This is a genomic window from Yinghuangia seranimata, from assembly GCF_029953285.1.
Taxonomy (GTDB): Bacteria; Actinomycetota; Actinomycetes; order Streptomycetales; family Streptomycetaceae; genus Yinghuangia; species Yinghuangia seranimata.
Window position 1 is genome coordinate 97366 of record NZ_JASAOI010000059.1, and the last position, 13240, is coordinate 110605.

The window sequence follows — 13240 nt, forward strand, 5'->3', positions numbered from 1 at the left end:
CCCGCTGGGCGCCGAGCGCGGGTCATCCGATCCGGTAGATGCGCTCTGCGACGGTCAGCAGCAGGGTGTTCCCGACCGCGACGACTTCCGTGTCCCAGGACCAGTCCGCCGCCTTGTCGATGATGAAGGAGCAGCCCCACAGAGCGGCGCCGGTGTCCGGGTTCAGGCGGACGAACGAGGAGTTGACGGTCTCGTCTCCGGCTCTGCCGACAGTTCTGCTCCAGATCAGCGCGTCACCGAGAAAGCGTAGGAACCCTCCTGTCGACTCGGTGACGGGGGTCCGCCAGCGGAGCTCACCGGTGAGCTCCCGGCATTCCTTGTGATGCGTCCTGTTGTGCGTTCTTGGATAGACGTCCATGACGAGGCATCGCGGGGACGGGATCACGTTGATGGCGGAGGTGCCTGCGTCCAGTTCGAAGGAGCGCGCTGTCCGGCCTGTACGGGCGTCGATGAAATCGACGCGGTCACCCTGCTCCAGGAGGATCTGGCCCGCGAGCGTCCGGCCCGACACGTAGCCGTTCCACAGCGGACTGGACCAGACGACGTGCCCGTCTCGCAGACGGCGAGCGGTAGCCGTCTGGGCATCGCTGTAGACGACGTGTTCACCCAGGATGAGTGGGGAGAAGAACGACGACTTCCGGGTCAGAGCAATGCGGCCGAGGGGGACGGACCAGCGGACGTTCCCTGTTTCGGTGTCCCAGACCGTGACCTCGCCGTCGCCGACGGCGGTCACGATGACGCTTGGCGAGGCCGCGTGGTAGATGTGCCTGTCCGGGGCGTACTGCCAGTGCCGATCGGGCGTCGCGTCCGTGTCGGGACCGGGGCGCGGTATCGGGCGGCTCCACAGCGTCCGCCCGGTGAGCGGATCGACGCACCGGATCATCTCGGGGGTCGTCCGCTCCGTGTGAGCGGATTCCGGGATGTAGGCGACCCGGTTCCTGGAGCACACAGTGAGGACTTCGTCGTCCTCGGGTCCGGGTATCGTCCACTCGGCTCGCCAGGCGGACACGTCGACGGCCTGAAGGTGCGCGCCCCCTCCGATGAGCAGGAGGCCGGCCCCGGTGGGCTGGAACGGCTCTGGCCGCCACGATGCGTCCAGGGGGTGGAGCCGCGGAAGGGGCGGCGGGGTACGCAACCCCAGTTCCTGCAGCGCTTCGCTGTTCAGGAGTTGGAGGGTGACGCCGGCCCCCCAGGGAGCGTACGGCGGCCGGTCGGACGAGTCTTCGACGAGGGCGCGGAGTGTGGCGGGGATGGTGCGGGCGGGCGGCCTGGCGGAGGGATCCTTGGCCAGCAGGGCGAGCAGGTAGGTGTCGACGGCTTCGGGGACGGCCGGCCGCAGGCTGCTGGGCGGTGGCGGTTCCTCGTACAAGGCGGCGTACACACCCCCGTTGGGGAACACCACACGGCCGGTGAGCAGTTGGAACAGGGTGGCCCCCAGCGCGTAGACGTCCGCGGCGGCCGTGGCGGGGTTGCCGGTCAGCTGTTCGGGGGCCATGTAGGCGGGTGTGCCGGGGACAGTGCCGTCCAGGGTCAGGCCGGCGGTGGCGTCGTCCAGGCGGGCGATCCCGAAGTCGCAGATCTTGACGGCGCCGCTGTCGTCGAGCATCAGGTTGTGCGGTTTGATGTCGCGGTGGACGACCCCTGCCGTGTGGGCGGCCGCCAGGCCCTCGGCAGCCTGCGCGCCGTACTCCAGCACCGTGTTCATCGGCAACCCCGCCGGGTGCTCCCTGAGGTGCGCGGCCAGATCCGGGCCCGCCAGCAACTCCAGTACCAGGAACGGCGGATCCTGGTGCTCGACGAAATCGTGAACGGCGGCGATACGGGGATGGCTGAAACGGGCGCCGGCCTTCGCCTCCCGGCGGAACCGGGCCAGCGCCCGGTGCCACTGGTCGTCGGCCTTGCCGGCCAGCAGCGTCTTCACCGCGACACGCCGGTCCAGCGTCAGATCCAGTGCCCGCCAGACTTCGCCCATCGCGCCGTTGCCCAGCCGCCGCTGAAGCCGGTACCGTCCGGCCAGTTCGTCACCCGCTTCCCACGCCGTGCCCCGGCCCGGGCTCATTCGGCGGCCTCAGCGGAGACCCGGGCGCCGAGCTCGAGTCCGCCGGCGTGGTTGTCGGTTCCCATGGCGCGGACCGTACCGGAAATCCTCTCCGTACGGACCTTCCGAAACGCTTGCTGTGGAACGACGTTCGGAACGGTACGTGTGTTGACCGACGCGGGACGCGCCGGTCCTCAGACCGGCGATGGTTCAGGCTGGGGCGTCGGTGTCGTAGAAGGCGCGGGCGGCGAGGGCGATCCACTCGGGGCGTTCCCAAGTGGTCCAGCGGGCGCGGGCGTTCTGGTCGATGGTGGTGGCGGTTTCGTCGGCGGTGGCGCCTGCTTCGCGCAGGCGTCGGGCTTCGGTGCGGACGTAGGCGAGGTAGTCGCGGACGTCGTGGATCAGTGAGGCGTCGGTGACCTCGCCGTGGCCGGGGACGACGATCTGCGGTTCGAGTGCGGCGAGTTCGTCGAGGACGCCGATCCAACCGGCGCCGTCCACATCGGTGTCGTGGGGTGGGAAGTACGGCGCGATCGGGAAGATGCGGGTCTCCAGCAGGTCGCCGGCGAACAGCACCCGGTCGTCTACGAGGATGATCTGGTCGGAGCCGGTGTGCGCCGGGCCGACCGCGCGCAGCACCACCGTACGGCCACCCAGGTCGAGTTCGGCCTCGCCTTCGTAGACCAGGTCGGGGTCGACGAGTTCCACGCCTTCGAGTTCGGTGGCGACCTCGGGGCTCAGGCCCTTGAACATGCCCAGGTAGCCGACGCCCTTGTGCCGCAGTTCCGTGCGCTGGCCGGTGTTGTAGACGATCGTGGCCGCGCCCTTGAACACCTGCGCGCCGTAACCGTGTTCGGGGTGGAAGTGGGTGAGGGTCAGGTACAGGCGGCGGTCGCCGGCGAGGTGGCGCGCCTGTTCGAGGACGTAGGCGCCGTTGCGGGGGCCGAGCCCGGTGTCGATGACCAGTGCGGCGGTCTCGCCGAGGACGATGCCGACGTTGGGGACCAGCTCGACGCGGTTGTCGGGGATGACGAAGACGCCCTCGGAGACCTGGACGGGCGCGCCGGACACGACCGGCGGGGGGCTCTGCAGGAGGTCCGGCGCGCCGTCGGCGGCGAGGGGTGCGGGATCGGTGGGGCACATGGCACGACTCCCAGATCTGAACAGTGTTGAGATTGCGGTCCGAGCGTAACACCTGATCTGAACACCGCTAAGATCGAGGAATGGCGAAGGCGCGATACCACCACGGAGACCTGCGCGAGGCCCTGCTCGACGCGGCAGAGGCCCTCGTACGGGAGCGGGGCGCCGACGGCTGGTCGCTGCGTGAGGCCTCGGCCAGGGTCGGGGTCAGCCCCAGCGCCGCGTACCACCACTTCGGGTCACGCGACGAGCTCGTCCGGGCTCTGTCCGAAGTCGTGCTGGCCCGGCTGGGGAGCCACCTTCGCGCGGCCATGGACGCGACGTCGGGGCACGGCGCCGAACGCCTCGTCGCATGCGGCCGCGCCTATGTCACCTGGGCCGTCCTGGACCCGGCCGTCGCCCGGCTGGTCTTCCGCGGCGGCGCCACAGAGCCGCAGTCCGCCGTCTCGCCCCACCCGCACGACGTGCTCACCACGGAACTCGACCGTCTGGCCGACACGGGGCTTTTGCCTCCGCAGGCCCGTCCGGGCGCCGAGTTCGTGGTCTGGGCCGCCATCCACGGCCTGGCCGTCCTGCTCATCGACGACCTCGTCCACATCGACGACCGGCGCGACGTCGAACTCCAGACGGAGCGTCTGGTCTCGGCCACCCTCAACGGCCTGGCACAGGAAACCGCCCCGCCCGCGGATCGGCCCCTGCCCCGGACTGCCCACACGCAGCGGGTCGCCCAGTCCCAGGACGCCGGTCCGTCACCGCGGACGTTCTCACCCTGACGACACAGGGCTCGGTCCCGTCGGACGCGGGCAGGGTGTCGAACGGCACTTCCGGGACGTCCGCGGCGAACAGCCGGATTCATGCCTCCGCGCGGCGATGCCGTCACCGCGCGGAGCCTCGCTTCTCGGCCGTCAGCCCCGGAGGGTGGCGATGGCCTTCTCGATACGGCGTTGGCGGGTGTCGGGCTTCTTCGCGCTCTCGATGGCGCGCACGTGCTCGCGCTTGCGGCTGTCGGTGAGGTTGTCGAACGCGGCGCGCGCGGCGGGGTCGTCGTCCAGAGCCGCGGTGAAGTCCTCGGGCTCGACGACGACGCGCGGCTCGGTGTCGAGCTCCACCTCGACCTCGACCTCCTCGCCGATCTCGACCCCTGCGGCCTGCCGGTTGGCGTTGCTGAGGCCGAGCAGGGCGCGGCCGCGCAGGAGGGCGACGCGGCTCTTCCAGGAGTGCCCGTTGATCGTGATCGTCACCGGCGGACGCGCGCCGCCGTCGAGCGCCGCCACCACCTCGGGCGGAACTTCCAGGCCCCGCATGGGCTCGGGGGGTTCGACGTGGGCGCGAAACTTCATGTTCTTACTCCTGTTGTTCTGTCGGCGCGCCGTGGATGGGCCCGCCCGGCTCCGATGGCCGCTCCCACCTTCTGCAGTGGGGCCATCGCCGTGTCCGGGACGGCTGCGGTACGTGCCGCGCCGTCCCGGGTGGCTGTGGGGCAAGAGGTGTCGCGGCTACTCGGCGTAGGGCTGGTCGTCGCCCTCGGCGCTGTAGCCGAGGCTCCAGACGTAGCCGTCCGGGTCGGCGAAGGTGCCGCCGTAGCCGCCCCACGGCAGGGCGCCGGCGGGCTTGAGGATCGTGGCGCCGGCCTTCTCGGCCTCCGCCATGACCTCGTCGACCCGCGCCTCACTGCGGACGACGTAGGTCAGAACCAGCCCGCTGAAGCCACTGCCCGCCGGGTCCGTGCCCACCAGGCCGGCCAGACCTTCGCGACCGTAGAAGCCGACCGGCGAGGCGCCGTCCGACTCGAAGAACACCGAGATGCCGAAGTCGTTCTTGATCTTCCAGCCGAGGCCGTCGGTGTAGAACCGCTTCGCCCGGTCCATGTCGCTGACACCGAGGAGGATCGAGCTGACGTGCGCCTTCATGTCCTGCTCCTTGCGCTTTAGGTGTGTGGGTGACGGACGTCCGGGCTCGGGCCCGGCCGTCGCGTCGGCGTGTCCGCCGCTGTCGTGACGATCACGCTAGGTGCTGAGCAACAGCCGGGGCTTCTCGATTCCTGATCGGTCGGTCGCGCAGGCCGTCGTCACACCAACCCCGAATTCATCAACAGCATCCGGGGCATCCCGGCCGGGGCTCGATCCGCGCGATATGGACAGTGGCCGCGCAGAAGGCACCTCGGTGGTCCCTCAAGGCTCAGGGGAGCCTCCAGTCCCGGGGCGGAGAAGGGCGTTCGCGGTTGCACGCGTCTCCCGGCGATCGTCCCGACCGCGCTGCATGTCTCCCTGCGTGCCCAGGAGGTTCGATGAAGTTCCGAGGCAAACCCTCTCGACGTGCCCGTATTTCGGCTGCTCTCGGTTGTGCGATGGCCATGGCCGTGTCCGCGGCGCCCGCCGCCGGTGCGGCCCCGTCCCCGGCCGCGCCGAAACCGTCTCCGGTCGAAGCCGCGGCAGTCGCCTCGGGTGTCTGCAACTACCCGTCGATCGAGCTGTGGTACGACTCCGACCAGTACGGCTCGTACCGGAAGGTCTGGTTCAAGAGCACGCCGAGCTGTCCCAGGGGCGTGCTGATCACGCTGAACGCCACGATCTACTGCACTTCGCCGAGAGGGACGCTCGTCTACCGCGAACACGCGACAGGACGAACCCCGCTGGAACTGCCGATGCGCAACCTGCCTGCGAAGGCCCAGTGCAAGACGTTCCACGCCGAGGCCACCCAGGGAATCATCGACAACGCCTTCCTCGACCTGTGGACCTGGAACAACGGGAACTACCCCGCCTGAGCGCGCGGGCCCGCCACCGATCCGGATCCCGCAACGAAAGGAACGCGACGCATGACCCGCACTCTTGGCCGCACCGGAGCCCTCGTGGCCGGTGGCACGCTGCTGGCCGCCTTCGCGGTCGTCGGCCCGTCGTCCGGCACGGCCTCGGCTGAGGACGGCACCGACTGCATCCCGCTCGGCAAGCGCTCGGGCACGATCACCACCGGAACCAACGCGAAGTACAACTGGGTCGACAACCAGTGCCGCAACGTGGGCCTGCCCGACCGCCGCACCCACGTCATCCGAGTCACCCGCGCCGACTGTGCGTTCTCGCTCTCGTCCATCAGCGCCAGGGCCACCGTGGCACTGCCCGGCGGCTTCGACCGCGACGAGCAGATCCGAACCGAAAAGTGCCCCGTGCTGACTGTGATCGTCATGGGAACCATGCGGGCGCAGGTCCAACTGACCGTCCACACCAAGCCGGGCGACCAGTACGGCAGCGCCGTCATCTACCCCGTCTAGCCACGTCGCGCTCGGCAGGCCGGCCCCGACCGGAGCGCTCCAGACGCTGTTGGTACATCGGGGTCGGTGTGACGACGGCCTGCGCGACCTCGGTTGCGCAGGCCGTCGTCGGTTTCGGGGCTCGGGGAATAGCGGGGAGCCGGGTCCGGCGTCTATCAGGGTGAGAGGGGGACGCTTGAAATCCCAAGATGAAGGCGAGTTCCGTGCTTTCGTGGCGACGCATCGTGTGGCGCTCGTCCGTACCGCCTACCTGGTATGCGGCGACCGCGACGAAGCCGAGGACCTGACCCAGACCGCGTTGCTCAAGCTTCATCCGGCATGGAATCGCGCGAAGTCGGCGCGGAATCGGGACGCGTACGTGCGTCGCATTCTGGTCAACACGCATCTGTCGCGGATACGGAGACGCCGGGTCGCCCAGATCCTGACGGACCGTCTTCCGGACAAGGCCGGGCCGGACAGCACCGCGGGGCTCGCCGACCGCAGCGTGCTGATGGCGGCACTCGCCCGATTGCCGGCCAGACGCAGGGCCACCGTCGTCCTGAGGTATTGGGAGGATCTGCCGGAAGCGGAGGTCGCCCACATTCTCGGCTGCTCGGTGGGCGCGGTGCGGAGCCAGGCGTTCAAGGGCTTGGCGGAACTTCGCCGGGACCCCGAGTTGGTGGAACTCTTCAGGGACCGATCGACCCTCTCGGCGCACGCAGTGGAGGCGCGGCTGTGATTGATGACGGCGCTGCTTTGAAAGAGGGATTCATGCGGGAAGTAGAACAGGCCGATCCGACTCCGCCGACGGTGGCGGCCGTGATGGGGCGGATCCAGGCGAAGCGCCGCCGCCGATGGGTGTTCAGCGGTTCCGTGGCGCTGGCGTTGTTCGTCGGGGGAGGGGGCACCGTGATCGCCTCGTCGGTGCTCGACGAGAACGGTGAGTCCTCCTCGATCATCGCGGTCGACGCCGGACACGCGGTGCCGAGCGGCGAGCCGAACGTCGTCCTGACGGAGGGGACCACCAAGGGACAGGTATGGCAGGTCCGGTCGTTCATCGACGGCCGGGGGTTCCTGTGCCACAGGGACGTGGACCCGGTGACCGGGGACGTGGGCGGCGGTGCGTGCAGCGGACCCGCGATCGGTCCCGACGGCAAGGCCAGGGTCGACCGCATCAACTGGTCGGGTTCGTCGAAGCCCAACGGTGACGGGACCTGGACGTACGAAGTCAACGGCAACACCTCCAACGAGGTCGACCACGTCGAGCTGACCTGGGAGGGCGGCACCGGCCCCGTGACCATGACGGCCACGCAACTGTCCGCCGACATCCGGGTCTTCCACGTGAAGATCACGGCGCAGGCCGGCACGCCGAAATTCTCGATCAAGCCGTTCGACGCGGCAGGCAGGCCCTTCGGCAGCATCGACCCGCCGGACGTGAGCTGACGCTGCAGAAAGCCGGTCACGCGTTCGTCCCGAAGCACTCTCGGGACGAACGCGTCCGTCTTGACCTGCGGACATGCAGCGATGACGGGACGCGCCGCCTCCGGAGCCGGTGACTCCGCCCGCCTGGCTAGGCGGACCCGGTGGTCCCGGTCGGCGGGGCCTGCTCGTAGAGCGCCACCAGCACGCCGTGCAGGGGCTCCTCGTCGCCGCCTTCCTCGGTGTCGTCGACGAGGTTGGTGAGGGTCTCGCCGAGTGCTTTCGCCTGTGCGGGGCTGAGGCGCATGTGGCGCATTCGCAGGGTCTCGGCGGGTGAGCGGTCCAGTTCCTGGGCGAACGCGGCGAGCATCGCGGCGGTGCCGGCCGCCTGGGGTTCGGCGACGAGCATGTGGCGGGCGGTGCGTTGGAAGTACTGCTCGGTGCCGCCGCGGACCTGGCGGGTCTCGGCGATGTGGATCAGCCCGGCTTCGCGGAGGACTTTGAGGTGGTGGGCCACGTTGCCCTTCTTCGCGTCGAGCTGCGCCGCGAGCTGGCTGACGGTGGCGGGGCGGTGGCCCAGGGCGAAGAGCAGCCGCTGGCGCAGCGGGTGGGCGAGCGCCGCGAACTGCTCGGGCGCGGCGATCTCCAGGACGTCCTCGGGAGGCGGCTGGTGGGGCGGCTGATCAGGCATGGCGAAAGTGTCTAACCTTCTTGACGCTTTCGCAAGGGCGATGATCTACTTCCCGGCCATGACGACTCTGACGAAGATCACCCCCGCCCCCGTCATCGACGAGACGGTCCGCCTGCTGACCGAGAACTACGTGTTCCCCGAGGTCGCCGAGCAGGTCGCCGGCCTCCTGCAACGACGCCTCGCCGAGGGCGCCTACGACGTCGACGACGCCGAGGAGCTCGCCCGCCTGGTCACCGAGGACCTGCAGTCGGTCAACAACGACCGACACCTGAGGCTGAAGTACCACGCCGACCCGGTCTCCGCGAAGGAGGGCGCGGCCACCCTGGAGTCCATACGCCGGGAGTTCGACACCTCGCTCGGCGGCGCGCCCCGCGTGCAGCTGCTCGACGGCGGGGTCGCGGTGGTGGAGCTGGGACCGATGCTGTTCCCGCTGGACTGGGCCGCCGAACCCCTCGCCGCCGCGCTCACCCTGGCCTCCCGCGCCGAGGCGCTGATCATCGACCTACGCGGCAACCGCGGCGGCGACCCGGACACGGTCGCCTTCGTCTGCAGCTACCTGCTCGACAAGCGCACCCACCTCAACACCATGTCCTGGCGCGGCGGCCAGCACAACGAGCAGTCCTGGAGCCAGCCGCACGTCCCCGGCGCACGCTTCGGCGGCACCAAGCCGCTGTACGTGCTGACCAGCGAGAGCAGCTTCTCCGCCGCCGAGGAGCTGGCGTACGACCTCCAGCAGCTCGGCCGCGCCGTCGTCGTCGGCGAGACCACCCGCGGCGGCGCACACCCGTGCAAGGGCTGGACCGTGCACCCGCACCTGGAGGTCACCGTCCCCTTCGGCCGCGCCGTCAACCCCGTCTCGGGCACGAACTGGGAGGGCGTCGGTGTGCAGCCGGACGTCGCTTGCGCTGCTGCCGAATCCCTCGACCGCGCCCACGAACTGGCCCTCGCCCGCCTGGCCGACTGACTCCGCCGGGCTCGGCGACAGCACTCCGCGGGCGGTGGGTGCCACCGGGGGCGCGCCGACGGCCAACCGACACCTCGGGGGCGGCGGACCATTACTCGGAGCCGGTGGACCCGGATGCGTCCACCGGTTCCGGCCGTACCCGCGCCGAGCACCGGATCCGCGACGTGCCGGGGCTTCGTCGACGCTGCGGCGAGCGACGGCCGGCACGCTCATGTGCGACGCCTCCGTGCCTGGATCTAGCATGAAACAAGAGGCTCGACGCCCCGCACCGCCTGGTGAGGAGGCCCTCATGGCGCAGCAGGACACCGCCGGATTCGGGCTGCTGGACGGTTCGCGGTATCCGCCGATCTCCGAGCACGGGCTGATCGGCGACCTCCGGACCGCCGCGCTCGTCGCCACCGACGGAACCATCGACTGGTACTGCTGCCCGCGCTTCGACGCACCCAGCGTGTTCGCGTCCCTACTCGACGCCGACCGCGGCGGACGCTTCGAGCTGGCCGCGGACGTGCCGGCCCGGACGCGGCAGTTCTACTTTCCCGACACCAACGTGCTGATCACGCGGTTCTTCGCGGCGGACGGGGTCGCGGAGATCCAGGACTTCATGCCCGTCGTCGACGAGTCGCGCGAGGCGGACCGGCACCGGCTGATCCGGCGGGTGGTGTGCGTCCGCGGGGTGCTGCCGTTCCGGGTGAAGGTCGCCCCGCGCTTCGGCTACGGGACCGAGGCGCACACCGTGGAGCTGGGGGAGGGCCTCGCGGTGTTCCGCTCGCCGTCGCTGACCCTCGCGCTGACCGCCTCCGTGCCGATCGAGACCGACGGAACGGACGTGTCGGCGCGCTTCAAGCTGCTGGAGGGCGAGTCGACGGTCTTCGCCCTCGACCAGGTGGGTGCAGGCGTCAGACCGCGGGCGTGCCCGGGCAGCGAGGCGGAGCGGGAGTTCGAGGCCACGGTCCGGTTCTGGCGGCACTGGCTGTCGCGTTCGCGGTACCACGGGCGGTGGCGGGAGATGGTGCACCGGTCGGCGCTGGTGCTGAAGCTCCTCACGTATGCGCCCACGGGCGCGATCGTCGCCGCCCCGACGACCAGCCTGCCCGAGCAGATCGGCGGCGAGCGGAACTGGGACTACCGCTATGTGTGGGTGCGCGACGCGGCGTTCTGCATCTACGCGATGCTCCGCCTGGGATTCACCTCGGAGGCCGAGGCGTTCATGGGCTTCATCTCCGAACGCGGGATCATGCGGGGCACCAAGGACACCGGCCCGCTGCAGATCATGTACGGCATCGACGGGCGCTGCGACCTGCCCGAGTACGAGCTGTCCCACTTCGAGGGCTACCTCGGGTCCGCCCCGGTGCGGGTCGGCAACGCCGCCACCCAGCAGCTGCAACTGGACATCTACGGCGCGCTGCTCGACTCCGTTTATCTGTACGACAAATGGGGGCAGCCGATCAGCAGCGGTCACTGGGACGAGGTCGGCGCTGTCGTGGACTGGCTGTGCACGCACTGGGACCAGCCCGACGAGGGTGTCTGGGAAACCCGGGGCGGGCGGCGGGACTTCGTGTACTCGCGGCTGATGTGCTGGGTCGCGCTGGAACGGGCCGTCCGGATGGCGAACCGGCGCGGGCTCCCCGCCGACCTGCCCCGCTGGCGGCAGTCCCGCGACGCGATCTACCGGCAGATCATGGCCCGTGGCTGGTCGGCCGAACGCGGCGCGTTCGTCCAGGGGTTGGACGACAAGGTGCTGGACGCGTCGTTGCTGATGATGCCGATGGCGAAGTTCATCTCGCCGACCGACCCCAAGTGGCTCTCCACGCTGGACGTTCTCACCTCGGACCTGGTCTCCGACTCGCTGGTCTACCGCTACGACCCCGCGGCCAGCGCGGACGGACTCCGGGGCACCGAGGGCACGTTCTCGATCTGTTCGTTCTGGTACGTGGAGGCGCTGGCGCGTGCGGGGCGGCTGGAGGAGGCCCGGCTGGCGTTCGAGAAGATGCTCACGTACGCAAACCATGTCGGGCTGTTCGCCGAGGAGATCGGGCGGACGGGTGAGCAACTGGGCAACTTCCCACAGGCGTTCACGCATCTGTCGCTGATCAGCGCGGCGTTCAACCTGGACCGCGCGCTGGGCTGACGGTCCAGCGGTTGGTCGGGCGTCACGCGCCTGGGTCGGTGTCCAGGACCATGCTCGACGTGGAGCCGATCAGGCGGCGCAGGACGGTGTCGGCGCGTTCGCTGTCGCGGGCCATGACGGCGTCGAGCAGGTCGCGGTGCTCCTTGTGGCCCGCCGGGTCGGTCGGGCGGCTCGTCTGCGCCGACGCCGGTCGGCTCCATCGCCGGTACAGCTCGGCTTCTTCCCTCAGCGACGCGGCCATGGTGCGCAGGCGGGGGTTGGCGCAGCCGGCGAGGAGGGCGGTGTGGAAGTCGGTGTGGGCGATCAGCCAGTCCTCGCCGGGCTGGTCGTCGTCGCCGAGCGGGGTCTGCTCGAACGTGTGGTGGGCGGCGAGCACTTGGGCCTGCCAGGCGAGGTCGCCCTCGTGGATGGCGCGGGCCAGGGCCAGGGACTCGATCTCGGTGCGGGCGTCGGTGAGGTCGGCCAGTCCGCGGGCGGTGACGTCGGTGACGTGGAAGCCGTGGTGCGCCTCGGAGACGACCAGGTTCTTGGCGACCAGTTTGAGCAGGGCTTCGCGTACGGCGCCTGTGCTGACCCCGTAGCGCTCGCTGAGCTCGGGGAACTTCAGCCGCTGCCCGGGGCGGAGCCGGCCGCCCATGATGTCGGCCCGGATGCGGTCCTGCACCGCCTCGCTGCGGGTCTGTCGCCCTGCTTCTCTCGCCACGAGGCGGATCCTACAACGTTCGACAGATGGCCCAACTTTTAAAAGTGTGGTTCACTATTGAAAGTCAGGGAGGAGGTGCCTCCCGGCTCGAAGGAGATCCCGATGACCGGTCCGTACGACTCCCTGCCCGCCGTGCCCGCGTTCGCCGTCACCAGCGCCGACGTCGCCGACGGGGCCGCCCTGCCGCTGGTGCACTTCGCCGCCATGAGCGGCGTCGCAGGGGCGGAGGACCGCTCGCCGCAGCTGTCGTGGAGCGGATTCCCCGCGGCCACCCGGAGCTTCGTCGTCACGATGTACGACCCGGACGCCCCGACCCCGTCCGGCTTCTGGCACTGGGCGGTCGCCGATATCGCGGCTGACGTGTCCTCGCTCGCCGCCGGGGCCGGAGCGCCAGGCGACGGCGCGCTGCCGGAGGGCGCCTTCCACATCGCCAACGACGTCCGCGCTGCCGCCTACACCGGCGCCGCCCCGCCGCCGGGGACGGGCAAGCACCGCTACTACGTCGCCGTCAACGCGCTCGACATACCGTCCGTGCGCCCGCTCGGCATCACTCCGGAGTCCACCCCCGCCGCCCTCGGGTTCTTCATCGGCGGGCACACACTCGCCCGAGCGGTGCTCGTGCCGTGGGCCGGCGAGTAGGTCCCGAGCGCGTACCGCGAGGCGGGGCCGACGGCACGGGGTACATGCGTACGCCGTGCCGTCGGTGCCGTCGGTGCCGCGATGTCGTCCGGGTCGGCCGGAATTGCGTCGTAGGCCTCGAACCGGTCGCGTCCGACCGGGTTTCTCGGGCTAGGCAGCGTTTTGGGGATCAAGGTCTGAGCCAGAGGCGGATGGCGGCAAGGGTGACCGTGCCGTGGAAGACGTAGGCGCGCTGGTCGTAGCGGGTGGCGACCGCCCGGAAGGCCTTCAGCCG

General features: G+C 70.2%; 14 protein-coding genes and 1 pseudogene. 8 read left to right on the top strand and 7 right to left on the bottom strand.

All coding sequences use genetic code 11. From position 1 onward, the window contains the following. Positions 1-22 precede the first annotated feature (22 nt). Together QI554_RS34965 and QI554_RS34970 are read right to left on the bottom strand one after the other, a co-directional pair. Positions 23-2059, bottom strand: a complete 2037-nt coding sequence (locus tag QI554_RS34965; RefSeq protein ID WP_281476045.1) for a protein kinase domain-containing protein — start codon at positions 2057-2059, stop codon at positions 23-25. Between the two features lie 189 nt (positions 2060-2248). Then, positions 2249-3181 (bottom strand): MBL fold metallo-hydrolase, encoded by a 933-nt coding sequence (locus QI554_RS34970; protein ID WP_281476047.1) that lies wholly within the window; start codon positions 3179-3181, stop codon positions 2249-2251. A gap of 80 nt (positions 3182-3261) precedes the next feature. Between QI554_RS34970 and QI554_RS34975 the strand changes: the two genes are divergently transcribed. Next, positions 3262-3951 carry a TetR/AcrR family transcriptional regulator gene (locus tag QI554_RS34975; RefSeq protein ID WP_281476049.1) on the top strand — a complete coding sequence of 230 codons (690 nt, stop codon included), beginning with the start codon at positions 3262-3264 and terminating at the stop codon, positions 3949-3951. Positions 3952-4083: 132 nt separating this feature from the next. On the opposite strand, the gene QI554_RS34980 is transcribed toward QI554_RS34975, so the two are convergent. Next, positions 4084-4518, bottom strand: a complete 435-nt coding sequence (locus QI554_RS34980; RefSeq protein WP_281476051.1) for a YdeI/OmpD-associated family protein — start codon at positions 4516-4518, stop codon at positions 4084-4086. A 156-nt stretch (positions 4519-4674) separates the two neighbouring features. After that, entirely contained in the window at positions 4675-5088 is a 414-nt protein-coding gene (locus QI554_RS34985) for a VOC family protein (RefSeq protein WP_281476053.1), read from the bottom strand. Between the two features lie 437 nt (positions 5089-5525). Here QI554_RS34985 and QI554_RS34990 point away from each other — a divergent pair, with 437 nt between their 5' ends. From QI554_RS34990 to QI554_RS35005, 4 genes are all read left to right on the top strand, one after another. Next, on the top strand, positions 5526-5942 hold the full coding sequence (locus tag QI554_RS34990) for a hypothetical protein (protein ID WP_281476055.1): 417 nt from the start codon (positions 5526-5528) through the stop codon (positions 5940-5942). Positions 5943-5993: 51 nt separating this feature from the next. Beyond that, positions 5994-6443 (top strand): hypothetical protein, encoded by a 450-nt coding sequence (locus QI554_RS34995; protein ID WP_281476057.1) that lies wholly within the window; start codon positions 5994-5996, stop codon positions 6441-6443. Positions 6444-6618: 175 nt separating this feature from the next. Next, the gene (locus tag QI554_RS35000; protein WP_281476059.1) at positions 6619-7161 is read left to right on the top strand and encodes a SigE family RNA polymerase sigma factor; all 543 of its coding nucleotides are present in this window, start codon (positions 6619-6621) and stop codon (positions 7159-7161) included. Between the two features lie 32 nt (positions 7162-7193). Further along, positions 7194-7865: a hypothetical protein gene (locus QI554_RS35005; protein ID WP_281476061.1), complete on the top strand. Its 672-nt coding sequence runs from the start codon at positions 7194-7196 to the stop codon at positions 7863-7865. A 127-nt stretch (positions 7866-7992) separates the two neighbouring features. On the opposite strand, the gene QI554_RS35010 is transcribed toward QI554_RS35005, so the two are convergent. Then, a complete protein-coding gene (locus QI554_RS35010; RefSeq protein ID WP_281476063.1) occupies positions 7993-8532 on the bottom strand; it encodes an ArsR/SmtB family transcription factor in 540 nt (179 codons plus the stop codon). Positions 8533-8590: 58 nt separating this feature from the next. On the opposite strand from QI554_RS35010, the gene QI554_RS35015 reads away from it, so the two are divergent. Together QI554_RS35015 and QI554_RS35020 are read left to right on the top strand one after the other, a co-directional pair. Further along, positions 8591-9496 carry a S41 family peptidase gene (locus QI554_RS35015; RefSeq protein ID WP_281476065.1) on the top strand — a complete coding sequence of 302 codons (906 nt, stop codon included), beginning with the start codon at positions 8591-8593 and terminating at the stop codon, positions 9494-9496. A gap of 289 nt (positions 9497-9785) precedes the next feature. Beyond that, positions 9786-11624 (top strand): glycoside hydrolase family 15 protein, encoded by a 1839-nt coding sequence (locus QI554_RS35020; protein ID WP_281476067.1) that lies wholly within the window; start codon positions 9786-9788, stop codon positions 11622-11624. Between the two features lie 22 nt (positions 11625-11646). On the opposite strand, the gene QI554_RS35025 is transcribed toward QI554_RS35020, so the two are convergent. Then, positions 11647-12327, bottom strand: a complete 681-nt coding sequence (locus tag QI554_RS35025) for a GntR family transcriptional regulator (RefSeq protein ID WP_281476069.1) — start codon at positions 12325-12327, stop codon at positions 11647-11649. A gap of 96 nt (positions 12328-12423) precedes the next feature. Between QI554_RS35025 and QI554_RS35030 the strand changes: the two genes are divergently transcribed. After that, positions 12424-12966 carry a YbhB/YbcL family Raf kinase inhibitor-like protein gene (locus tag QI554_RS35030; protein ID WP_425528111.1) on the top strand — a complete coding sequence of 181 codons (543 nt, stop codon included), beginning with the start codon at positions 12424-12426 and terminating at the stop codon, positions 12964-12966. A 169-nt stretch (positions 12967-13135) separates the two neighbouring features. Here QI554_RS35030 and QI554_RS35035 read toward each other — a convergent pair. After that, positions 13136-13240 (bottom strand): annotated as a pseudogene (locus QI554_RS35035) (IS5/IS1182 family transposase); the annotation flags it as partial.